Below are 23,969 nucleotides of genomic sequence, written 5' to 3' on the forward strand. Positions count from 1 at the left end.
CGCGAAACCGAGCCAGAGAATTGGTGAGATATAACGCTGCCATCCGGGGATTTACATCCCCGGCAGAGAGCTTCCGTCCCTCCGGGACTATTCACTCAGCCATTATTAGTGGTGACATTTTCAGAAAAGACCGGCAGAGAGCTTCCGTCCCTCCGGGACTATTCACTCAGCCATTATTAATGGTGACATTTTCAGAAAAGACCAGCAGAGAGCTTCCGTCCCTCCGGCACTATTCACGAACGTTATGATCGCGGATCGATCAACGACAATTTGCATTGATTGGATCGACTTCAGCGCACTAAGCAGCACGTCGTTGTTGATGCTGAACTTCACCTGGGCCGATGTGACGGCCAAGGGTTTCAATTTCTAATCGCAACAATTGCTTGACGACTGTGCTGGCTGCCGGGCGGTCGGCGGGGTTTTCGGCAATCATCGTTTCGACAAGATCGGCAACCGGTTCTAGCACGACCTGCGAAACAGGCTCGATCCGGGCCATCCATTGCCACAGCATGCGGCCCAACGAGAATACATCCATCGCCGGCAGGGCAGCGTGTTGACCCGACATTGATTCGGGCGAAGCGTAATCGGGGGTTCCGCGGAACAAGCGATTGCGAACGCTATGGATACGCGTTGCAAACCCAAGATCGACCAAAGTCGCATGCCCACGAGGACCAACCATGACGTTTTCCGGTTTGACGTCGCCATGAATCCAACCTGATTCGTGCATCGAATCGAGTGCCTGTGCGGTTTGTCGGACCAGCCATAACGCGACCGGCAACTTCTTCGCCGGCGAAGCTGTTAGATGACGGTCCATCGATTCACCTTCTAACTTTGGCATCACCAAGTACGGCATCTGAGAATTACTGGATGAATCAAGAACTGCGACCAGATTTGGATGCATGACGTTCGCCGCAGCGGCTACGAAGCCATCGATTTGTCGAACCGATTCAGCTTCCGTGTTGGTTGCCGTTTTGATCACGTAGTCCCAGCGAGGGCTATCGATCGCATCGGCTGGTTGCGCCAGGCTTAGCGTCGCCCATTCACTTTGGTGAATCGCCTGTCCCACCCGCCAAATTCCGACGATGGGGCAATTGGGGGCGAAACGATTGTCGGTGCCGTTTGTTTGTTGTGGATTCGTCACTTCACTCACTCGTGATGGATCGGCAAAGATAGAAAAGAGGGCCCTGTCCGCGGCTAAAGAAAGTTCGCAGCTAGACCCTGCTTGAGTCATCGACGTGGCGTGCCATCCTTCACAAGTTCGACCGGATCATCAGTCAAAGCTTGGCAATCTTTCCTAATCCGAACAACCGTTCTTTCACGTGCCAGGCGAAATCAGTCCATTAAATTGGTAAGTGAGCCGCAGGCGCGTAAGCGGCCGGGCCAACCAAAATGCCCGAGGTGTTACTCAACGCCGTGAAGGGTTTCTAACTTGTTTAACCGCGTGGGCATCGCCCCGCGCGTCGCGCTGCCACGGACGCGCGGGGCGATGCCCACGCGGTTAAACAATACAATGGGGGTCTACTGGATAAAAACTCTTCACGGCGGCGGGTGTTACCGCCAGCGGCTGACCGGGAAACTGCAATAATCGACTAAACCTTGCTGACGATCTCCAGCAATTCGATCGCGGGGTTACCGTCACAGTGGATCATGGCTGTTCGGCCGTAGAACGTCTCGCCAATCACTGAGTGCAGTTTTTCGGCTAGGCATGGCCCCGCTTGGATCTTCCAAAGTTGTTGCATTTCGACGTCACGAAGAACTTCGTTTTCAATCAGAACTCGACCCAAAGGAATCTCGCCACTTTCGATCTGTTTCCAAACCGGATCAGCTAAGGCTGACATGTCGATACGTACGATTCCGTATTGGACGAATCGCTTGGACAGTTCCGTCACCAGCGTGATCTCGCGAGTGTAGTGACGACCGTTTATGTGATGCCGATGGACCGAGACATTCACTTTTTCTTTGTGAAAAGCCTCGACGGTAACCGTCATGTGGTGATGGTGATTTAACAAACCATCGTAAGGTGCGGGCACATCGCTAACACGATCAAACGTTCCCAATTGCAGGTGGCTGCCTTGATCATCCTTGGCGATTTCAACCAAGTCGCCACCATAGAATTCGTCTAGCAACGATTCCAAATCGACTTCGGACGACATTGATTGATCTCGAATCGCTTTAAGGAATTTTTAAACGGGCGCGGTGACGCCAAGCGACACAACCGCAGGCGATGGCATTTCTGGGCGTTCCAACACGCTGTCCACTAAAAAGTAGAACAACCGGCGTAGCGAATCTGATTCCAATTCATCAGCGACTGACTCCGCCCGTGCTTGGTGTTTGTCCACCAACTTCAATGCCGTGGTAAAGACGTCTGCCTTTTCGTACAGCTTTTGTATTGCCGACAACCGATCCTCTTCGCTCAAATCACAATCGGTTTCAGCGAGGCTTAGTAAACGCTTTTGATCAGCTTCGTCTAAGCCCTGCAGCGCCAGCGCCCACAACAAGGTAGGTCGCCCGCTGATCGCGTCGCCACCGGCCGACATCTTGTTGTTTGAATCGCCAATCCAGTCACTCAAGTCATTCAAGATTTGAAACGCAACGCCTAGGTTTCGGCTGAACGTACGAATCGGTTCGACATAAGGCGCAACGTCACCGGCAAGCCGAATACCACAGGTTAAGGCTGCTTCAAAGGCTGGCGATGTTTTCAAAGCGTAGATTTTCAATGCATCCAACGGTTTCAGCCGACGATCCTTGTTGTCTCGCCATAGCAGTTCGGCACCCTGACCTTCGGACAAACGCAGGTGTGCCGCGGCAAGCGAATCGACGATATCGGCGCGAGCCGCTGGATCGACTGGATCATCGGGGTCGTGGCGGCTGAGCAATCGATAGCCCAGTCCGATCAAATAGTCGCCGACGTTGACGGCGGTTGGCATCCCAAAGCGTCGATGCACAGCCAATTGCCCATAGCGATACACGTCATCATCCTCGATGTCATCGTGTACCAAGCTGGCTTTGTGGAACGTTTCGATACTCATCGCGGCCCGACGAACCGATGCTGGAATCGCTGCGATTGCTTGGTCGGCATCGGGGCCGGTTGCACCAGAATCATCTTTGCCGTCGTGAACGATCGCGTCGTAAGCAGCCAGCGTGATGAATGGTCGCGAATGCTTTCCGCCGCGGGCCAAGAAGTCGTAAGCGATGTATTCAGTCGCCGCGATCGCATCCATCGATTCGATGGAGTCCGCGGTGACGGCTTCTTCACTGAGTGGGATTTCGGATCGTATCCTGGGTGACAAAACATCAAGCGATTCGGGCTTGAACAAATCACCGGCCGCTCGCATCAAGTGAACGTAACTTCGCGTTGCCTGTCGAGCTGGCACGTACGGAGTGCGGATCATTTGGTCGACCCAGGCTTCATCGACTTTGGTGTTTCGACAGTCGCTGGAAAGCAGCGGCACCGCCATGCAAGGAATGCCAGCCAGCAAAACTTTGTCGATCGCCTTTTCAAGAACGTTCAGGCAGGCAACTCCCACCACCGCATCGACGTAACCGCCAACGATGATCTTCATCACCACTGGCGAACCTTCGGCGACCAAAACTCGATAGCCCATTTGTTCTGCGAGACCACGGAAATCGGCGATGCTGCATGCACCACACTCTTTGCAGTTCATTCCAAACTGATCGTATTCCGCCGGGCATCCCTCAGCATGTTTCAAACAGTGTGGTAACAAAAACAAACGGCGTTCCGGTGGCACCGCCGCCAGAGCGTCAGTCCAGAAGCCGCTGCTAAGCATCACCATGATCCAGCCGAGATATCGCTCGGGCAGATCGGCTTCTTCGAGCGTTCGCCGAGCAACCTCTTCCATCTGATCTTTGCTAAGCGGCGCAGTATGATCCAACCGCGATGCGACTTCGTTGCAACGATCACGCAGCGACTCTCTCAACTCCAGAGTCTCGGGGACATCCTTCAGATGGCTCGTCTTGCGACGAACTTTGGAACCACTGCTGGTCTTCGTTTCCGCGTTTTCAGTTTCGTTCAAATCGGTTGACAAGCCGGTAACCTCAGCGTGGGAATCTCAGTTTAAAGTGTCTTCGTTGATCCGCCGGAAGAGTCCGCATCGACGAGGGACAGGAAATGCCCAAGAGCCGAAGCGGTGTAGATCAGCGGATATAGCAGTTCGTAGTACCACAGTTTCGCGAAATAAAACCCGATCGGCCATGGGACGTCAAAAAGTCGATGGCGGGTTGTTTGAATCAGAAACTCGGTGCCTCGGATTATAGCTTGATCGATCGCAGTGGATGCGCTCTGTTTCCTATCTAATTCAGGTCCTGACTGTAATTCAGGTCCAGACTGCGAATCCGTTTTGAATTGGATCAGAGCCTCAACGACAAGGGCAGATTCTTCGACTGTGCTGGTGAAGTCGCTGCAGGTTTGCTTTGAGTTGACGGGACTTGATTCCCCATAGACGGGGGTTATTGAAGGCCCGCCGCCCCAACCGCCATCCGCGTTTTGTGTTGAGATAAGAAAATCAACGGCTCGATGACGAGCAACCTGCCATTGGTCCACCGCAGCGCCAACAGCAGAGTTAGTAACGAGCAGCACTTTTGCGGTTCCGTAAAACGGGTTGTCTTCCTCTTCGCGATCCTGATTGCCAAACCAAAGTGGCAACCAACTGCCGTCGGGCTGTTGAGACCGAATTAAAAACGCAATTGCCTTTACGACCACATTGCCAAAGTTTTGTTCACCCTCTGCGGAAGTGCCGCTTACCGCCCATGCTCGAATTGCGTGAGCAGTCAAATCGGTGCTGCTACGGTCAAAGGGAAGCTTGCCCCAGCCACGACAAAACGTCGGCATGCCGCCATCGCGATTTTGTAAACCCATCAACCAAGATTGCCCAGCCGAAATCGCTATGTCCACATCACTTGTAATCTCAGAATCATCGCACTGCCGATCGAGACATCGCAGTGCCAAGATCGCAGCGGGGGTGTCATCACCATCGGGCACCGCGCCGCTTAAATCGGTCCAACCCCATCCGCCTGGATCTGCACCGGTAAACGGATGACGGACTTGGTGCTGACATGACAACAGCCATTCGACTAGCCCAGGCTGACACCACTCGCGATCATCCTCCGGGTCAGCGGAAAGAGCAGCAATCGAAAGTGACGTCACCCACGTTGCCAAATTTGTGTCGATCGGCCAACTGCCGTCTTCTCGAACCGATGCCTCCAAAAAAGATAAGCCGCGACGACAAACCGAGTGATCGCCACGACCACTCGACGCCAAACTCATCATGACAAACGCTGTCAGCGGAGTCGCTTCCAGGTAGCCACCACTATCCGGTTGAATGCGATCCAAAACACCCAACGTGCGTGACACCAAACATCGCCGGACCATTCGCAGAGGCAAAAACCAACTTGGGTGATGGAAGTGTTTCGCTTGACCAATCGCAACCAGTGCCGGAATTGCGTAGCTGACAACAGGCATGCTTGCCAACCGATACCAACTTTGCGGTAGCGCCGCTGCTTCAAAGGGCAACGCAGGAACCTGTTTCCAATCGAGCAAACCTGCAATGGCAAGATTGGAAAGAATCGGAACGACAAACGTCTTGTCTTTGCCGTACCGCTGGCGCAAACCTGTGATCCCACCCGCCGATGCAATGTAACCGTCAAGGCTAGCTTTCGCGTCGGCTGACAGTGACCGACCGACCGCGTTCTTGGCCATCGTCATCGCCGCGAGCACCAAATAGCTGGTGGCGATATTGCTGTGACTGCGATCGGTGTCTCCAAAACCTCCATCCGGGTTTTGCTGATTGTTCAAATAGCCGACACCAAGTTCAATCAATCGTCGCAAGCGAGCTTGGTCATCGTCTGCGACTTGATCCAACATCGCGGCCATCGCACTGATGGCTGTTGCGGTACTGAGCGCGGAACTTGATAAGCGGCCTTCCCAGTGACCGTCTTCAGTTTGTCGCGAAATCAATTCTTGGCGAACGCGATTGAGAGCATCGCGAGCTTCTTGACGCAGATTCGATCCGTCAGCAATCTCAATCACGGCGACGCAGTTCCAACGCTTCACCAATCAAGTTGATATCGCAACCTGCGATGATCATGCGGTAACCCAATTCACGTGCCCAAACCTCTTTGGCCGGACTGTCCGCAAAGTAGATGCCTGCGATTTTCTCGAGCGATCGGCATACATCGGCGACTCGCGTGATCGCTTCGACAAACTTTGGATTTTGATGATCGCCAAGACAGCTTAGCGTCGCGGTTAAATCAAACGGCCCGACCATCGCCCCGTCTACACCCTGAATCGACAACAAGTCTTCGCATCGATCCACCGCGGTGGTGCTTTCAATCTGCAAGATCAGACTGACATTTTGACAATGCTGATCGACCATGGTTTGTAGGTCTGTTTCCAAAGGCTGGCCGGACATTGCCGCGCTCGCCCGCTCACCTTGAACGGGCCTCAGCTTTGCGGCCGCAACCACTTCGCGGGCTTGGGCAACCGATTCCACATAGGGGACAACGACGGCCTCGGCACCATCATCAATGCAAGCTCGCACCAGAGCCGAACGAGGTTCCAAAACACGGACGACGGGCGCGATTCCAACCGAACGATAGGCGATGCAAAGCCAGGCGACTTGTTCGCGAGAGAAACAATGATGTTCGCAATCAATGAAGGCGAAATCAACCTTTCCGGAAAGTTGACGAGGCCAGTGCGGTGCGACGCTGGTCAATTGGATGCCAAGCAGATTTTGCACGCCAGCGATTTGTTCTCGGAAGCTCTTCAATGGATTTAACTCGGAATTGTGATGGCGTTCTTATTCGTCCGAGCAATATCACAGACTATTCAAGCGAAGGCAAACGGGCACTATCGATGTACTGATTCAAGACAACGATCAGGTCGCTTAAATGTGATTTCGTGAAGTAGCCAGCAACATTCTGAGCGTAAGCCTTTTCGATATCCCGGGCATGATCAGAAGTTGTCAGGATAAACACTGGTATTTTTTTTAACCGCGGATCCGACCGCAACTCGGTCAAGAAATCGTGCCCATTAACTCCGGGCATATTCAAATCCAAAAACACGATGCAAGCGTTCTCGTCTTGACGATCGCTTGTATTGAATGCTCGAAGAATATCCAGAGCCTGCAATCCGCTTTCGGCACGCTGCAATTTGGCTGGAACCTCATTCTTATCAAACGATCTTCGTACGGCTTCGGCATCTAAGTCATCATCTTCGACTAAAAGAACGGTTACTTCGTTTCGACGCGGCATGGTAGCTGACCCTACGGTTTACAACATTCATCGTTCTTTGGTGGTGACTCAATTTACGCGGCTTCGCGTGCCCCAGTCCAACCAATCCAATGTGCTCAAGTGACACGATTCGATTAAGCTACCCGTTGGATGCGGTGTTTGCAAGCTTTCCAGTGATGTCATCTGTCACTCGTTCGGCGCACGGCCAAGTAAATGAAAACTCAGCCCCGCCTCCGATTTCGGACTCCAGAGACAACTCGCCTCCGTAGCGGGAAATCAGTTTCTTTACGATAGCCAACCCCATCCCGCTGCCTTCGACCCCCTCGGATTCCAAACGCTGGTACATCTCGAAAACTTTTGAATGAAATTTAGGATCGATCCCAGGCCCGTTGTCACGAACGCGAAAGTGGACGAAATCACCGGTGCGTTCGGCAAGGATCTCTAGCTTCCCATCCTTCCCTTTATCGTTGTACTTCACTCCGTTAGTAACGAGATTCATCAAGCTTTGGAACAAAGGCGTTCGCACCGTGAAAATGTCAAACGTCGGTGTCATCAAGTTGACGCGGAATCCATCCGGCAGATCGATCATTGATACAACAGACGCAACCAATTCACCGACATCGATTTTTTCTGGTTTGGGGTTAATCCGACCAGCTCTTGAGTAGTCGAGAAGGTCGTCGAGCAACGACTCCATTTTGGCGACGCGATCCTTCATTTGCTGCAAGTGATTTCTTGAATCGTCTGGCAAGAGCGATTCACAATCCTCTTGCACCCAACTTGCCAAGTGCGTGATTCCACGCAGGGGTGACTTCAGATCATGGGAGGCAACGTAGGCAAAGTTATCCAGTTCCATGTTGGTTTGCTCCAACGCCTCCGCCTTGTTGGCTAACTCATTGGAAAGCTGCTCGGACCGCTGCAAAAGCTGCTGTGTCTCTTTATTCTTGTCGCTGAAAATCTTTGCCGCACGCGCCATCCGGCCAATTTCATCGAAGCGATCCATTGCCGGAATTCCATCGACGGATTCGCCCTGTCCTAACCGCCGGAAAGTTTCGGTCAGCCGCGAGATAGGAGTAACGATCATGTAGGAAAGCCGCGTCGCCATTACAACAGCCACGGCAACCGCGGTGATGGATGCCAACAAGGCTAACCAAAGTGAGCGTTCGGCTGATTGATTTCGCAACTCTCTGCTTTGGATACGTTGCTCTTCGACATATTTCTTCAATCGATTCGAATCGTAGACGAATTCAGAAATTTCCCCTGCCATGACAACGTTGGAATAAAACATATAGCTGCGGGTTGCCTGAACCGCTCGCGAGCCCGTTTTCCGAAATTCAGAAAGCTCTTGATCGAGCTGCTGGCCCAACTGTTGAATCTCCGCTTCATCCGCTGATTTGACAATCTGCTTTATCAACGATCGCGCGAGATCAATCGACGACAACGCTTTCTCGAATGCCGCGGCATCAGGTTCGATAAAGTACCGCTGCAAAAATTGCAAGGATTGGTCATGAGCATGGACTAAACGAAAATACTCCACCGCCATGAAACCTTCTTCTTGATCATTCATCACACGCAAAATCTCTTCTAACAATTCAGAAATACTGCGGTGCTTGTTCGGCAAATCCTGTTGAATCAAACGCGTTCGCAATTCTCGTTCGTCTGCAGCCCGCGACAATCGATCCTTAAAGACATCAAGTTCTGAACGCATCTCGATCAGGTTCGCTCGAATCCTAGGATCTTCGTTCTTGTCGTTCACCTCTGAAATCTGCAGACTCAAAGCCTTCTGCAAATCCATTGCCCGTGCCAATTGGCTTGGTGCTCCGGTTTGCAAGTACTTTTCAGAACGCGACTTTAACTCTTGAACATCCTGATCCAGGTTGGCAACCTGCGCCAGCGTTTCTTCTGACGACTCGTAGGCGGCAAAGTTACGAAGCAATTGCGTCTGCCCGGCGCGACCGATGATCGTGCTGACGATGCACAACCCCACCAGCAGGCAGCATGCCATGTAGATTCGACGCCGAAGCGACTTCTTAATCGGTGCATTGGGCATCGCTTAGCAGTTCCTAACCAGAAAGAAATTCATTCCATCGCCTCAAACTGTATTCATAAGTTGGCATCACGGTATTCCAAACAGCGATGTTGCTGAACCGTCGCTCATAGGATCCACCGTCACGAACCTTTCCCTTCTTGGCAACAACGGCACCGCCGGTTCCCAGCAAATCTTCGGACGCGGGTTTGCCCAGGTACCAATAATCCCATTCGGCTTCGCTAAGCATTGGACGCGAACGCTGCGGGTTTGAAATGTAGTAGCCTTGCCGTGCGATGAAAGCGCCCGGCCACCCGGACAACCACCAATTCATAAAGTCATAAGCGGCGTCTTTCACAGCACCCTTTGTCGCCGACGACAAGCACATCACCCCATGCCAGGCTCGGTAACCTTCACGCGGGGACGCGTAAACACAATCAATGCCGCTCGCCCGCAGATCAAAAACAGCGGGCGAGAACATGCTCTGAATCGTCGACTCGCCGTCTTTCATCAACTTGATCGACGCCGGAACACTGCTCCAGATCCCTCGGAAATGACCGGCTCTGCGGTATTCCATCAAGACGCCAAACATTTTGTCCAGCTCATCGTGGCTGATGTTACCAACGTCCTTGAAGTTGACTAAACCCTTTGCCTGAACTGCCAACGCAAGATCAAACAAACCAATCGTCGGTTCATTGACGATCGCAACTTTGCCGTGGAAGCGTTCATCCAGCAACCAACCCCAACTCTCGCTTTGGTACGCAGTCCCGCGAGGAATCTTGCCTGCGTCGTAGCCAAAAGAATCAACGTTGTGAACGTAGGGCAAAAAACTGACGCGGTTTGACTTTTCGCTGCCCAGCGAGTGATCGGGTTGAACGAATAGGATTCGATTGGGCGCATCACCCGCCCCAAGCTTTGCCTCGGCAGTCAGCCGACCCGTGGTCGTCAACTGATTGATCTCGCTCCAGTTTTCGATTCGATCCGTTTCAATCGGCTGAATCGCGTCAGCTTGCCAAAGCAAACGAATGCTGTTGGACCACTGTTCGTACAGATCAAACGACTCAGGCCTGACGGATGCCTGATGCAGAACTTCCGCGCTGCCGCCTGGCGAAAACTGCAACTCAATTCCCAGATCAGCTTCAGCCCGCTTGCGGAGTTCTTCCTGCAAAGTGACGTGAGTCCCCAAGACGCGAACGAGCCTGCGTTTCTTAGAAATGATTGCGGGACCGCGTGGCGGAGCCGCAACGGCCGAAGAAGCTGAGCCAGCAATCGACGAAACAGCAATCGACGAAGAAACCATTCCCGCAGCCGCGTGACGCAGCATCGATCGTCGGCTGATTCTTGACATGGAGTTCCTTCTAAAAAATGACGTCGTCGATCGTGTGGAAGAGCTTTCCTCTGCTGGTTATCGGCTAAACTGACCTCGCGGGCAATGCGAAACCACCTAGCCCTTGGTTTTGCCGCATCTTTGCGAGGTGATTGTCGTCCATTCACCGCCAAAACTGATTGGAAGGCAAAAGAACCCTCGCGGTAAAGAGTTTCCAACCTGTTTAACCGCGTGGGCATCGCCCCGCGCGTTCGGGGCCGCGCGTCGCGCGACGCGCGGGGCGATGCCCACGCGGTTAAACGAATGAATGCGTGTTTTGTCACGGAGTTGCAAAGAACCTCATGCTGCGGTCCATCGTTATTCTATTAATCGGAACCATCGGATCCGCCGTTGGATTGACCGCTGCGTTGGCGATCCCTTGCGGAACGTTTGGCTGTGTCGTGACTGCGGTGGTTTTTGGCCTCACGTGGGGTTTACTAGGCTCTCGTATCCTAGGAAGTGAGTTGCTTGCCCAACAAAAGCGTTCTCAAACGGATCTCCGCAGACAAAATTCTCGCAGATTGCCACGAACGACTCCGCCAATTGACTATCAAAAACGACTCTCAGCGTTTGCCAATCGCGAAACGATAAAACCTGCCGGAGAGCAAATCGACCGCACTTCATCGATGCCGTTTTGGTCCGTTTCTGATTCAACGACCCGGACGCCTGCGAAAGCCAGCAGCTACATACGCCTGGTTCTGTTGCGAATACGTCAGATCTTGCGGTCTTAATCAGCTCAGAGGAAGATAAGGCAACCGCCATTATCGAAACCGCGGCCACTCTAGAACTCACCGGGATATCCATCATTTCTACTGCTTCGCTCGACAAAAGTAATTCGCGTGTCCGCGAGATGTTTCGTCAAATCGCACCACGCTACGATCTGATGAATCACCTGCTTTCGCTGAACATCGATCGCTATTGGCGGCGGGCAGCGGTAAAGCGACTTCGGATCACACCCGGCAAACCAATTCTGGATACCTGCACGGGAACAGGAGACCTGGCTATCGCGATTGCCAAAAAAGCTGGCGATCAGTGCGAAGTGATTGGCAGCGATTTTTGTTATGCGATGCTGGAAATCGCACGAGACAAACGCAAGCCTGGCGATGCGACACGCGGTATCGATTTTTTGGAAGCGGATTCACAATCCCTGCCGTTCGACACCGACACGTTCGGCTGCGTGACGGTTGCGTTCGGACTGCGTAATGTTGCGGACACCGATCAAGGGCTGTCAGAAATGACTCGCGTTTGCTCCGGCGGTGGACAAGTCATGGTGCTGGAATTTTCGCGACCAACACTGCCCGGACTGCGAGGGCTCTACGGCTTTTACTTCTCGCATATTTTGCCGCGGGTTGGACAATGGTTCGCCCGCAACAACAAAGACGCCTACAGCTACCTGCCCGAATCAGTAGGCCAATTTCCCGATGGGCAAGCCTTGGCCGATCGCATGACCGCAGCAGGTTTAATTGACGTGAAATACACGCCGCTGACCTTCGGCGTCGCGACGATCTACGAAGGAACCAAGCCCGCCACCAGCAAGTCTTTCAACGCCGAAACAAATTCATCGAAAGACAACAACGATGTCTAAAGAACATCCCCTGGTGCTGGCCATCACTGGTGCAAGCGGCGCAGTTTATGCCACGCGACTTTTGCAAATTCTGTGTCATGCCGATCGCGAAATTCACTTGACGATCAGCCCGAGCGGTGCAGCGGTGATCAAGCAAGAACTTGGGCTGAACATCGATGTCCGCAAACCGGACTTGGATGCACTGTTGGGTTACGTTGCCCCGTGGACAACTTCACCGGCGATTAAAAGCGTCGCGGCCGGCGCTGTCCAGCGTCATGCCGAGCGAGTTCACTTTCACGCCTACGACGATTACATGACGCCGATCGCCAGCGGATCGTTTCGAACCAGTGGCATGATCGTTTGCCCATGCAGCGGCAGCACCCTAAGCGGAATCGCTCGTGCCGCCGCATCGAATCTGATTACCCGCGCCGCCGAAGTTCACCTGAAGGAACATCGCAAACTCATCCTGGTCCCACGCGAAACACCGATCAGCGTTCTGCAGCTTGAAAACATGCATCGCGCCGCCCAAGCCGGCGCGATTCTGTTGCCCGCCATGCCAGGCTGGTATCACGGTGTTGATGGCTTGGATTCCATCGTCGATTTTGTCGTCGCAAGAATCCTAGATCAAGTCGATGTGGACAACGCGTTGATGCAGCGATGGGGCGAATAACACGGTCACGGCACTGCGACCAGAGTAGGCCGGAACAAGCGAAGCGAAGTTCCGGCAATTGCATTGCCTAACGCCGGACTGACTGAATTTTGCTCTCCCTGATTACCGCCCGCATCATTCTCAAAACGAACTGAAAACTAGCCCCCATCAGCTTTGATTTGCCCCGAGTTTCGTTCCGGGTGTACGCGCGGGGCGAAAAGTAGCATGGCGGCCCCCCGCCGTGGACTCACCCCGCGCACTGCGGGGCCGCACGACGCGCGGGGCGATGCCTACGCGGTTAAACAGTTTAGATCGTTGACTGAACCCTGGCGGGATCAGCTACGTTAAAAACAACCGCCGCTTACGCGTTCGGGTTGAGGATTTTTTGCTCGGCGATCAGCGAAGACAAGCTGGCAAGAAGCTTTCGGCGACATTGTCAAAGCAGCTCAGCTTTGCAAAACGCTCCAACGATGCCGGGATGCCGACGGCGGTGAAACGAGGATGCCCGGTCGCCGGGTAGGGACCGCCGTGATTCATCGCCGGTGATACGGCAACGCCCGTCGGCATCTTGTTGTGAATCACTCGACCAGCAACACGTTGCAGAATCTTGGTCAGCGGAACCATCGCAGCGTCACCCTCTTTTCCGTAAACCGAAGCGGTCAAGCTTCCGTGGATCCGTTTTGCAATCGCCAGGGCATCTTGTTCGTCTTCACAAACGACAACCAAGGACGCCGGACCAAACGCTTCGGTTTGCAGAGCATCTTCGTTTTCCAGGAACGATTTTGAATCGATCTTCATCAACGTGTTGGCGAACGCGAAGGCATCTGATTCGGCTTCCTTACCGCCTGCCAAAATTTCGACGCCAGCACCGACAAGCATTTCAATGCTACTTTTCAGCGACGAAAGCACGGCTTCCGAAAGCAGCGTTCCAGCAGGTTTTGACTTGAACGCTGCTGTCATCGCTTGCAAAAACTCATCCGCCTTCTCGCCCTTGGGAATCACGATCAGGTTCGGCGACGTGCAAAACTGGCCAGCGGCAAGCAAGCAACTGCCAGCCGCTTCGTCACTTAATTCTTCGCCGCGTTCCAACGCACTTTGCAACAAGAACACTGGATTGATGCTGGACATTTCTAAATAGATTGGTTTGCCGACTTGGTCCGCGGCCGCTTTCAAAGCCGTGCCACCGCGCCGGCTGCCCGTGAATGCGACCGCCGCGATTCGTGAATCGGCGACCATTTTTAGTCCATCGCTTGGATCAATGTCGTACAACATTTGCACGATGCCGGCGGGCATGCCAGTTCGCTTGGCCGCGTCCAGTGCTTGTTCGGCCAGCAACCGTGATGTGCCCGGCTGCGACGGATGTGCCTTGGCGATCACGGGGTTCCCCGCAGCAATGGCAGCGGCAAAATCGCCGCCGGAGATTGCATTGAACGCCAACGGAAAATTGTTTGGGCCAAAGATCAACACCGGACCGATCGGCGTCAAGCACGAATGGATGTTCTTATCGTGATCGTGAACCGGGTTTCGCCATCCATGATCTTTTGCGGCCGCGGCTGCCTGACGCAACTGATCGATCGTTCGAGGCATTTCGACATCCAGCAAACGCGGGCTGACCGGCAGGCCAGTTTCTTGGTTCGCCACTTCGCAAATGCTCTCGGCGTTCTTTTCCAGATTGTCGGCGTAGGCGTTTAGAAAACTCGCCAAATCATCCAGTGAGATGTCCTCCATTGCCACCGCAGCCGCTTGCGCCGCATCCATCACGGTCTCGCAGTCGGCCCAATCGCTTACCGGAAAAGTTTCGCCGACGGCGGATCGATTGGTTGGGTCGATTGCTTGAATCGCACGAGACGATTTTGCGGATTGCCAATCGCCGTTGATAAGAATGGAATTCATTTTGAGCTAGTCTTAAAAAGTTGAAAGTTAGAAACGGCTGGGTGAATACGGATCTGAGTCCAGGTGGGTTGGTTGACCGGTAACCATCTCGGCGATCAGTCGTCCTGTCGCCGGCGCGAGACTCAGCCCCAGCATGTTGTGACCGGTGGCGAGAAAAGCATTACGAAGTTCCCCCGCCAATCCGATGATGGGCAGGCTATCCCAGGTCATCGGCCGCCAACCGTACCACTTCGATTCTGCCTTGCCATCCACCGAAGCGACAAGGTAGGGCCGAGCGGAATCGCGTAGTTGTTGAATGCGGCGATCTGGGATTGATTGATCGTAGCCCGCGAATTCCATCATCGATCCCAAACGCAATCCTTGGTCAAAGGGAGACACGCCGACTTTGTGTTCGGGAAAAAGGATGGGGTGCTTGGGCGAGTTTTCTGGCCGGGCAAGCGTCACCGAGTACCCCTTGCCCGGTTGAACGGGAATCGAGCATTGCAATTCGGATTGCCATCGAGCGGCCCAGGCACCGAACGCGAACACATAATGATCGCTAGTGAAATCGCCCTGCGACGTTTTCAGTGCAACGACCTTTCCAGCTTCTTTGCGAATCGAATTCAGCTCGCAGCCGGGAACAAATTTGACGCCACGCGTTTGCAGGCTCGACGCCCAAGCCTGATTCAGCTTATCCGGACGCACCGATGTATCACCGGGATACAAAAACGCACCCGCCAAGCCAGGTTTCAATCCAGGATCGAATTCGGGTAGCGCCTCGCCTTCGATCCGTTTGGCAGCGATGCCAAAATGCTCGCTTACGATCTGATCCGTGGCACAAAACTTGTCCATCCCACGCTGCGTTTGCAGCACATACAGCAAACCGTCTTCCTTCCATTCGCAATCCAAATTGAACTCGCCAATCAGCCGGTGATATTCAGCCATGGAGGATTCCAAAATTGCTTGTAGCGGTTTGCCAGCGGCCAGCATTTGTTGATGCGTGCATCGCTTTGCAAATTGAAGCATCCATTTCCAAAGCGCCGGGTTCCAATGTGGCTTTACTCGGAATGGAGAATTGCGGTTAAACATGGAACTAAGGGCGACCCCGAATGCCCCAGGTTCAGTCAACGGCAGTGCGTGACTTGGGCAGATGTAGCCGCAATTCGCCAGCGAGCACTCACCGGCAATGCTGCCCTGGTCAAGCAACGTCACTTCTAGTCCGGCTTGTTCCAGATAATGAGCGCAGGCAATCCCAACGACTCCGGCGCCAACGATAGTTACTGATTCACGTTCACCGGACATCGCTGTTCCTTACCGGATGTGCGACCTGCTGGGATGCAATGCCATTAGCAAACGGATCGCCCGCTTGAGCAATCAGCTTGGTTTCGCCACAAATGAACGCACGACCGGTAATGCTGGCGATCACAGTGTCGCGGTTGTCTTGTAACGGATCCATTTGCAACGACGGCCCCGGTCGATAACTGGCCCGGAAACGACCTTCTGTCACGCTCCTTTGAACCCACTGCGTTTGCGGCGCAAGCAGACCATCGGCTGCCAAACAAGCGAGCTTCGCACTGGTCCCAGTGCCGCACGGCGAACGATCATAAATTCCGCCAGGACAAAGAACAAAGTTAACGCTGTCCGAATCCGTGTCCGCTGAATCGACTGAAAACTCAACGTGATCAATCATCGCACCATCGACGCCGGTGTGGCCTTTGTCGGCAAGCGTCTTGGAGATTCGCCGCGATAGGGTGACCAGTTGATCAAGGTTTTCTCTTTGCAAAGGCAACGGCGAACCGTGAACCAAGTAGAACCAATTTCCGCCCCAGGCAATGTCGCCTGTCACCATTCCAACACCCTCAACATCAACGCTCACATCTTTGCGAAACCGATAGCTGGGAATGTTTTCGATCGTGACTTCGTTCGGCCCGATCAAGTCCACCGCAACGACGCCAACGGGAGTCTCGATTCGATGGACACCAAGCCCAAGACGGCCCAGGTAATGCAACGTGACCGCAACACCAATGATCCCGTGCCCACACATCCCAAGGTAACCGACGTTATTGAAGAAAATAACTCCGGCGTCACAGGATGAATCATTCGGCTCGCATAGCAACGCACCCACCATCGCGTCCCAACCACGTGGTTCGTTGACGGCGAATGCTCGAAACGAATCTGCATCGCGGCGAAACCGTGATAGTCGCTCGTCCAACGGGCCCAAGCCCAAGTCGGGACCGCCATCGACGATCACGCGAGTAGGTTCGCCCTCGGTGTGCGAATCAACAACATGCATGCCCTGATCCTTCTAGCACGAGTTATCTTTGCCGTAATCTTTACCGGGCCAATTCTTCCACCAGGTTTGAAACTGAGTCAGTTGATTCTTCGCATACACAGCCTGGCTTGGTGAAAGTGCATCCGACGAATTGAGTTGATACTCAAAATCACCGTCACCCAGCAGGAACATCAGGTACTTGTAGTACAGCACCAGGTCGGGGCCTTCATCAAAACGAGACAGAACCGTGAACGAATTGGAAAGCTCGCGAGCGTAGTGATCCGCCTGAACATCGCCCGCGGCCGCAGCTTCGCAGAGTGCAACATACTTCAAGACTTCGGCTGGAAGACAATTGCCGATCCCCGTGATCGCACCCACAGCACCACAGCGAACAAACCCATGATAAACCTGAGTATCGACACCAGCCATCAGCAAGACATCGTCATCAGTGTGAGTGATGTGTTCGGCCGCATAAGAGAGCGAATCGGCACCGCCAAATTCTTTAAAGCCAACCAAGCTAGGGAACTCGTTTCGCAAATCAAAAAACAGGTCAGCCTTGGTTTCAAAACCGTAGTACGGACTGTTGTAAATCACGGCCGGAAGCGATGGTGCGGCGGACAGGATTGCCGCAAAGTGATTGCGTTGTGCGATTGGCGATGTGGCTCGCGAGAGCACTCGAGGAATCACCATCAAACCAGCGGCACCCACTTTCGCAGCATGACTGGCATGCGACGCCGCCAAGAATGAATTTTGTGCTCCGGTCCCGACAACCACAGGAATGTCAGCCTTGCAAAGAGCCTCAACACCGTCTTGGCGTTGCTGGTCAGTTAGTAGCGGCCAATCGCCCATCGACCCGCAGTAGACAACCGCCGTCATGCCGGCGTCCATCAACTCTTTGCCCTTGCGAACGAGAGCTTCGGTATTCACTTTTCCCTGCGAATCGCAAGGCGTCATCAGCGCTGGGATACAGCCTCGAAAAACGGACGCATCAACCTTCATCAAACTTGCTCGCAAAACATCAGGAATCAAAGCGACGTTAGCACTCGCCAACATTCTTTCCCCATCGTTACCTAGCACGCCATCGAAGTCTTGTGAAAGGCTTGACGCACAAATCAAAAATGCGCACAATCGAAGAATGTCCATCAACCGAGATGCTGCCGCCCTATTTGCTCAACTTGGCGAACCATTTACCGCCGAAGTGCTGTTCGACGGCCTTTTCGACACGGTTTTTTTCATCAAGAACGCGCAGGGACAGTACGTGGTGGTGAATGAAACTTTGGTCCAGCGATGTGGATTGAAGCGTAAATCAGAATTGATTGGGCGCACATCGGAAGCGATCCTTCAGCCGCCATTTGGAACCAGCTTTACGCGGCAAGATCAGGCAGTGCTTCAATCCGGCAAGCCTCTGGTCGGGCAATTGGAACTGCACCTCTATGCGTCGCGAGATGAGGGTTGGTGCCTGACCAACAAATACGCCTTGCGTGGTGGCGACGGAAAAGTGGTCGGGCTGGTCGGCTTCTCGCGAGATCTTGGCAAACCTAATGAATCAAGCGGAGATTATAAACGACTGGTGAACGCTATTGAGTTTGCGAAAGAATCTCTTGCGACCCCAATCAGCGTGATGGAGATGGCAGAAGTCGCAGGACTGTCACGGTTTCAACTCGACCGGCGAATGCGAATCGCCTTTGGCCTAAACACAGGCCAATGGCTGTTGAAGCAACGCATCGACCGCGCCTGCGAACTACTACACACGACTGACAAATCGATTATCGACGTGGCGCTATCAACTGGCTACGCCGACCAAAGTGCGTTCACTAGACAATTTGGCCGAGCCACCGGCATGTCGCCCAGCCAATACCGCAAGGCTGAACTGTAAGTGAGTTGACGTAAGGAACGTACGACTTTTTAGAGTCGCCTTTCGCTCGGGACATCGCATTAGTTACTGCGTCTTAGGCCCAGAGGGCCGGCAGCTCCCTGCCGGGTGCGCAAGCACCCGGATGGCTGCCCCACATCAATTCTCTGACTCGGTTTCGCGGCTACGCCGCGAAACCGAGTCAGAGAATTGATCACAGAGAAAAAGTGAGATAGAACGCTGCCATCCGGGGATTTACATCCCCGGCAGAGAGCTTCCGTCCCTCCCGGGACTATTCATTGATATAAGCCGGAACTTCGCTGCGCTTGTTCCGGCCTACAAAAAACGCGTGGCCAACGTCCATGCGTTTGAGTCATCGTCTAAAAGAAAACGACGTACATCGCAACTGCTGCGATGATCACTCCGATGCCTGCCAGTCTTGCACCTGAGGATGTTTCCAAGTCAATCTTGTCATTGGTCGGTAAGACGACTGGTACCTTCATCGGTGCAACCAGGGTAACGATCATTCCGGCAAGTAAAACGATGAAGAAGCAAATTGCCATTCGATCCAAGAAGGCAATTTGATCCGCGTACCACCATCCGTTGTCCACCAGAACTTGGCCGATGGACCACTTGAATGCGGCGTAGGCGACGACGTTCAAACCAATGCCGATTGCACCGAAGTATCGCGGCGTTCTTGGTGAAAAGAAACCGAAAATAAAGACTGCCAACAGCCCCGGTGAAATGAATCCTTGGAACTCTTGGATGTAAGCAAAGATGCTCTCGAAGTTATCAAGCTTCGGCGCGACAACCCCAGCCATGATCACAAACAGAACGACAAAGAATCGTCCCACTCTGACCAGCTTTTTCTGGTCTGTCTGGCCGGAGAATTTGGCGTACAAATCCATCGTGGCAATGGTCGAAGCTGAATTTAACATTGATGCAAGTGAGCTGATGACCGCACCGCAAAGTGCCGCAAGAACAAACCAGGATACCAGCGGGTAAGGCTTGATCAGATTTCGCACCAAAACGGGGAAAGCGGAATCGTAGTCGTAGCCTTTCAAGTTCGCGTTTGAAAGCTCTTGGTTCGCTAACGCTTCTTCCGCTAATCCGTTGATCAACAATTCCTGTGACTGCAGGTCTAAGGCATCGTTAAAGGTCGCGGAACTACCGGCTGCTGCCGCGTTGAGCGAGAACACTTTTTGCGCCAGCTCTGGTTGCGTTTCCAGGAATGGAACGTCCACGGTGAACACGGTGTCCTGTTTTTCCAACGCAGACTCATACGCCGCCAGATTCTTTTCGGTGGCTCCTTCGTTCAGGTCAGCCGAAAACAGGTTGAACGCAAGGATACCGGGAATAACAACCAAGAACGGAATCAGTAGTTTCAGGAAGGCGGCGAACACAATTCCCTTCTGGCCCTCAGCAAGCGACTTTGATCCGAGCGTTCGCTGGACGATGTACTGGTTAAGCCCCCAGTAGAAAAAGTTGGGAATCCACAAACCAATCAGCAGCGCGGTCCAAGGAATATCTGAATCTTCTTTGGGGCGAATCATGTGAACCTTGCCGCCTGACCCGTTGGGGCCATTGCGAACGACGGCCTCGCCATCGACACCATCGTTAAGAAGCATGAATCGCCGCCAAGCACCTGCCTCTTCGATCTGCTGAACCGTGGCGTCTGAATTCGCAACTTTTGTTTTCAGCAGAGCCTCTGGATCGGCGTCGGCCAACCGAACAAAAGCCAAATACATCACGATCGCACCGCCGATAATCAATGCGGCTCCCCAGATCAAATCTGTCCACGCACAAGCTTTCAAGCCACCGATGAAAACGTAGACCGCTGCAAACACGGCGATCAGCCAACACATCGCGGTCAGGCTGTTTAAAACCGGCACATCGTTGTAGTACTCGGATACAAATTTTGCTCCTGAAAAGATCACCGATGAAGTCGTGACGAAGACGAGTGTCACGATGGCCGGAATCGCCATCGCCAAGCGAGCGACACCGTCAAACCGGTACTCCAAAAATTCAGGGATCGTGTAGAGGCCAGCTTTTAGGAATCTTGGCAAGAACCAGAACGCGACAAAGATCAGCGTCACCGCTGCCATCCATTCGTAGGACGCGATCGCCATCCCCAGCCAGTTCGCCGATGCACCCGACATCCCAACAAACTGCTCGGTCGAAATGTTTGCCGCAATCAGCGAAAAACCAACCAACCACCACGTCAATCCGCGACCAGCCAAGAAATAATCTGCCGCACCTTGTCCGTCATCACCTTCGCCGTGCTCAGGCTCGTCATCCTGGCTCTTCCAAATTCCAAGAGCAATCACGCCGATGACGGCACCGACAAAAAGCACAACTTCAAGGATGTTCATAGAGACAAGTTAAGAGCGATGAGTGAAATAAGAAATAATTTGCCGAAGGCAAAACCAACGCCGGGTTATACCAAATGCCACAAACACAGTGGTGAAGTGTAGTTGGGTGCCGCGTAGAATTGATCGAAAAGGGTAAATCGAAAACAGTTGTCTTGATCCTTCAGCCAAGCAGCAAAACTTGATGCGAGCTGATAAACTAGTATTCCGCGTCACCTCAATTTTCGGGTAGCGGAACTCGCCAAGAGTTTCGGCTACGAGGGGGACGCCGAAAGTCTACGCGACTTCCGCTACCTCCTAACCGAAGATTGAGTTGACATGGACTATTAGGTGTTCATGCGATCCACTGCTTGACGCCAAACCGTTTGGCTTCAACGTATTCATTTACTCAGACTTCCCAGTACTCATTGCCATGCCATCCGAACAGCCCAGCGTTTCTAACCAACACGTTGACGAGCAATTACTAGATCGCATTCAGAACGCGTACGTTGAAAAATTTGGCAAAGCACCAACGTTGCTAGTGGCCGCGCCGGGACGCGTCAACTTGATCGGTGAACACATTGATTACAACGATGGGTTTGTCATGCCGATGGCGATCCAGCGATACGTCGTCATTGCTGCCGGGTTGGCGGATGACTCGTCTCGCGACCATGGGCTTGTTCACAGCGTCGAACTTGAGGAAACCGAACAAGTCAGTTTAGTAACTTCGCCGCAGCCCAAGCCGGGTAGTTGGATCAATTACGTCGCAGGAGTCATCGCTGGATTCCTAGAATCGGGAGTTTCGATTCCAGCGTTTGATGCCGTCGTCGATTCAAACGTCCCCGTCGGCGGAGGGCTTTCCAGCAGCGCGGCGCTTGAAGTCGCAACTGCAACCTTGGTCGAAGCCATTACGGGAAAGAGTATCGGGAAAGCAGAGAAAGCTCTGATCTGTCAACAAGCCGAACACAAATTCGCCGGCGTACCTTGCGGCATCATGGATCAGTTTAGCAGCGTTTTTGGAAAGCCGAATGAACTGATGCTTTTGGATTGTCAGTCACAACAGATTGAACCGGTACCTTTCCAGACCGATGAAATCACGGTGCTGATTACCAACAGCAACGTCAAGCACGAACTGACCGGTGGCGAATATGCCGAGCGGCGGTCAGGCTGCGATTCAGCGAAAGCAAAGCTGGGCTGTGATAGCTGGCGAGACATGACAATTGAAGAACTGGAATCGAAGAAAGCCAGTCTTTCCGAATCCGAGTATCGCCTTGCGCGTCACGTGGTGACGGAAATCAGCCGAACGACTGACGCGGCCAATGCATTTGCAAATGGCGATTACGACCAAGTCGGGCAATTGATGTACGCCAGCCACGATTCGCTACGCGACGACTTTGAAGTCAGTTGCGATGAACTTGACATCCTTGTGGAGATTGCCAGAGCCATCGGAAACGAAGGCGGCGTAATCGGATCTCGGATGACGGGCGGCGGCTTCGGCGGTTGCACCGTCACCCTGGTCAAGACCGATCATTTACAGTCGGTCACATCAACCATTCAAAGCGAGTACAAGTCAAAAACCGGTATCGAAGCAATGGCCTTCGCAACTCGCCCCGCGATGGGAGCCCATGTCATCGCGACGACACCCTAAAACGTAGTCGCTTTACTCGGCTAGGAACTTCACTCGTCTAGCTCTTTGACTTTGATTTCGCGGAAGTGAACTTTGCCTTTTTTCCCTTTGTGGATTTGGAGTCCGAAGAAGCCTTTGTCGTAGGTTCCATCGCCGACCCAATGAGACGCCGGGATTCCATTGACCCAAGTCTTGACGACGTCACCTTTGGCCAGCACCGTGATGCGGTTCCAGCCATCTTTGTCGATTGCACTGCGAACCTTTTCGTGTGCCTTCAGCCAAAGCGGGTAGAAGTAGCCGCCGCAACTTTGGCCGTAGACGCCGCCCGACCACCCCCGGTCACCCGAGAATCCTTCCATTTCGGCTTGCGGCCCATAGACGATCGTTCGGTCACCCTGTTCTTTGGTTTTGGCGCGGAACATCACGCCCGTGTTCCCTTCGACCTCCCACTTGATTTCGCAAGTAAACAGAAAGTCTTCAAAGTCGTCGCGATCGGTCGATAAGTAGGTGCTTTCCGAGCCCTGAACACACGTCCCGACAATCGTTTCGTCCTTCACCTCGAACTTGCAAGTGCCGCCCTTGGGTGTCCATCCCGACAAGTCGGTTCCGTTGAACAGCGGCGTAAAACCCTCGTCCAGATCCGGTTCGGGATCTGTGTTGAGTAGCATCTGTGAAGGCTTTGTGATGTTGGGTTGTGTCTTGTATTTTTTGTACCAATCTTTTTGCTGAGGCGAAACTTCGACGGGCAAGTTGGCAACTTTTACAGCGGTGTCTTCAGCGGATACCAACGAGGTCGTGAAAGCCGCAAGCACTAGGCAAAGCGAGCGTGAAAATGCAGAGAAACGCATCAAAGGAACCTTGGGGTGAGAATCGTGGATGGCGGACGGAAACAAGGATTCTAGCTCAACTCAACCGGACGATGTGGTCCAAAGAACGTAGGCCGTAGCGAGCCATAGCGAGTTACGGCAGTCGTATTAATTACTGCCGGATTGGTGTCGTCACTCATCCCGAGGGAAGTCGAACAAATCAATGCAAATTGTCGTTGATCGATCCGCGATCATAACGTTGGTGAATAGTCCCGACGAGGCTGTGATTTTTTGTAAACGACGGAAAACATGGTGTCTGAGATTTCTGTTTTGTTGCCAAAG

Annotated in this window: 18 protein-coding genes; 4 read left to right on the forward strand and 14 right to left on the reverse strand. The window is 53.3% G+C overall.

Translation table 11 applies throughout. The annotated features are described in order from the left end of the window. Positions 1-298 precede the first annotated feature (298 nt). The 8 genes from RC85_RS18315 to RC85_RS18350 all read right to left on the reverse strand — a co-directional run bounded on the left by RC85_RS18315 (position 299) and on the right by RC85_RS18350 (position 10,619). Positions 299-1,150, reverse strand: coding sequence for a serine/threonine protein kinase (locus RC85_RS18315; protein ID WP_238383157.1), 852 nt, complete (start codon positions 1,148-1,150; stop codon positions 299-301). A gap of 439 nt (positions 1,151-1,589) precedes the next feature. Next, complete coding sequence (locus RC85_RS18320; RefSeq protein WP_068265451.1) at positions 1,590-2,153, reverse strand: hypothetical protein; 564 nt, start codon at positions 2,151-2,153, stop codon at positions 1,590-1,592. A 30-nt stretch (positions 2,154-2,183) separates the two neighbouring features. Further along, complete coding sequence (locus tag RC85_RS18325) at positions 2,184-4,046, reverse strand: polyprenyl synthetase family protein (RefSeq protein WP_068265453.1); 1,863 nt, start codon at positions 4,044-4,046, stop codon at positions 2,184-2,186. Between the two features lie 29 nt (positions 4,047-4,075). Continuing rightward, the gene (locus RC85_RS18330; protein ID WP_068265455.1) at positions 4,076-6,046 is read right to left on the reverse strand and encodes a prenyltransferase/squalene oxidase repeat-containing protein; all 1,971 of its coding nucleotides are present in this window, start codon (positions 6,044-6,046) and stop codon (positions 4,076-4,078) included. Then, complete coding sequence (locus RC85_RS18335; protein WP_068265457.1) at positions 6,039-6,785, reverse strand: HpcH/HpaI aldolase family protein; 747 nt, start codon at positions 6,783-6,785, stop codon at positions 6,039-6,041. Before RC85_RS18335 ends, RC85_RS18330 begins: the two co-directional genes overlap by 8 nt. A 55-nt stretch (positions 6,786-6,840) precedes the next feature. Next, positions 6,841-7,269 carry a response regulator gene (locus RC85_RS18340; protein WP_068265459.1) on the reverse strand — a complete coding sequence of 143 codons (429 nt, stop codon included), beginning with the start codon at positions 7,267-7,269 and terminating at the stop codon, positions 6,841-6,843. A gap of 118 nt (positions 7,270-7,387) precedes the next feature. Further along, on the reverse strand, positions 7,388-9,295 hold the full coding sequence (locus RC85_RS18345; RefSeq protein WP_068265461.1) for an ATP-binding protein: 1,908 nt from the start codon (positions 9,293-9,295) through the stop codon (positions 7,388-7,390). 13 nt (positions 9,296-9,308) lie between these two features. Beyond that, complete coding sequence (locus RC85_RS18350; RefSeq protein ID WP_084422814.1) at positions 9,309-10,619, reverse strand: ABC transporter substrate-binding protein; 1,311 nt, start codon at positions 10,617-10,619, stop codon at positions 9,309-9,311. Between the two features lie 823 nt (positions 10,620-11,442). Here RC85_RS18350 and ubiE point away from each other — a divergent pair. Beyond that, positions 11,443-12,222 carry a bifunctional demethylmenaquinone methyltransferase/2-methoxy-6-polyprenyl-1,4-benzoquinol methylase UbiE gene (gene ubiE, locus RC85_RS18360; RefSeq protein ID WP_261340479.1) on the forward strand — a complete coding sequence of 260 codons (780 nt, stop codon included), beginning with the start codon at positions 11,443-11,445 and terminating at the stop codon, positions 12,220-12,222. Further along, on the forward strand, positions 12,215-12,871 hold the full coding sequence (locus RC85_RS18365; RefSeq protein ID WP_068265468.1) for a UbiX family flavin prenyltransferase: 657 nt from the start codon (positions 12,215-12,217) through the stop codon (positions 12,869-12,871). The genes ubiE and RC85_RS18365 overlap by 8 nt, the downstream gene beginning before the upstream one ends. A 375-nt stretch (positions 12,872-13,246) precedes the next feature. On the opposite strand, the gene RC85_RS18370 is transcribed toward RC85_RS18365, so the two are convergent. From RC85_RS18370 to RC85_RS18385, 4 genes are read right to left on the reverse strand one after another with little or no spacing between them, the layout of a single operon-like run. Then, positions 13,247-14,743 carry an aldehyde dehydrogenase (NADP(+)) gene (locus tag RC85_RS18370; RefSeq protein ID WP_068265469.1) on the reverse strand — a complete coding sequence of 499 codons (1,497 nt, stop codon included), beginning with the start codon at positions 14,741-14,743 and terminating at the stop codon, positions 13,247-13,249. 27 nt (positions 14,744-14,770) lie between these two features. Further along, complete coding sequence (locus RC85_RS18375; protein WP_068265471.1) at positions 14,771-16,024, reverse strand: NAD(P)/FAD-dependent oxidoreductase; 1,254 nt, start codon at positions 16,022-16,024, stop codon at positions 14,771-14,773. Further along, a complete protein-coding gene (locus tag RC85_RS18380) occupies positions 16,014-17,015 on the reverse strand; it encodes a proline racemase family protein (protein WP_068265473.1) in 1,002 nt (333 codons plus the stop codon). Before RC85_RS18380 ends, RC85_RS18375 begins: the two co-directional genes overlap by 11 nt. A 12-nt stretch (positions 17,016-17,027) precedes the next feature. Next, on the reverse strand, positions 17,028-17,993 hold the full coding sequence (locus RC85_RS18385) for a dihydrodipicolinate synthase family protein (RefSeq protein WP_068265483.1): 966 nt from the start codon (positions 17,991-17,993) through the stop codon (positions 17,028-17,030). Between the two features lie 136 nt (positions 17,994-18,129). Here RC85_RS18385 and RC85_RS18390 point away from each other — a divergent pair, with 136 nt between their 5' ends. After that, the gene (locus RC85_RS18390) at positions 18,130-18,870 is read left to right on the forward strand and encodes an AraC family transcriptional regulator (RefSeq protein WP_068265475.1); all 741 of its coding nucleotides are present in this window, start codon (positions 18,130-18,132) and stop codon (positions 18,868-18,870) included. A 356-nt stretch (positions 18,871-19,226) separates the two neighbouring features. Here RC85_RS18390 and RC85_RS28540 read toward each other — a convergent pair whose 3' ends face one another. Next, entirely contained in the window at positions 19,227-21,218 is a 1,992-nt protein-coding gene (locus RC85_RS28540; protein WP_068265477.1) for a sodium:solute symporter family transporter, read from the reverse strand. Between the two features lie 409 nt (positions 21,219-21,627). Between RC85_RS28540 and galK the strand changes: the two genes are divergently transcribed. Then, the gene (galK, locus tag RC85_RS18400) at positions 21,628-22,842 is read left to right on the forward strand and encodes a galactokinase (protein ID WP_068265479.1); all 1,215 of its coding nucleotides are present in this window, start codon (positions 21,628-21,630) and stop codon (positions 22,840-22,842) included. 29 nt (positions 22,843-22,871) lie between these two features. On the opposite strand, the gene RC85_RS18405 is transcribed toward galK, so the two are convergent. Then, a complete protein-coding gene (locus RC85_RS18405) occupies positions 22,872-23,669 on the reverse strand; it encodes a 3-keto-disaccharide hydrolase (protein WP_084422816.1) in 798 nt (265 codons plus the stop codon). Positions 23,670-23,969 lie beyond the last annotated feature (300 nt).

Source organism: Rubripirellula obstinata (assembly GCF_001642955.1).
Classification (GTDB): Bacteria; Planctomycetota; Planctomycetia; order Pirellulales; family Pirellulaceae; genus Rubripirellula; species Rubripirellula obstinata.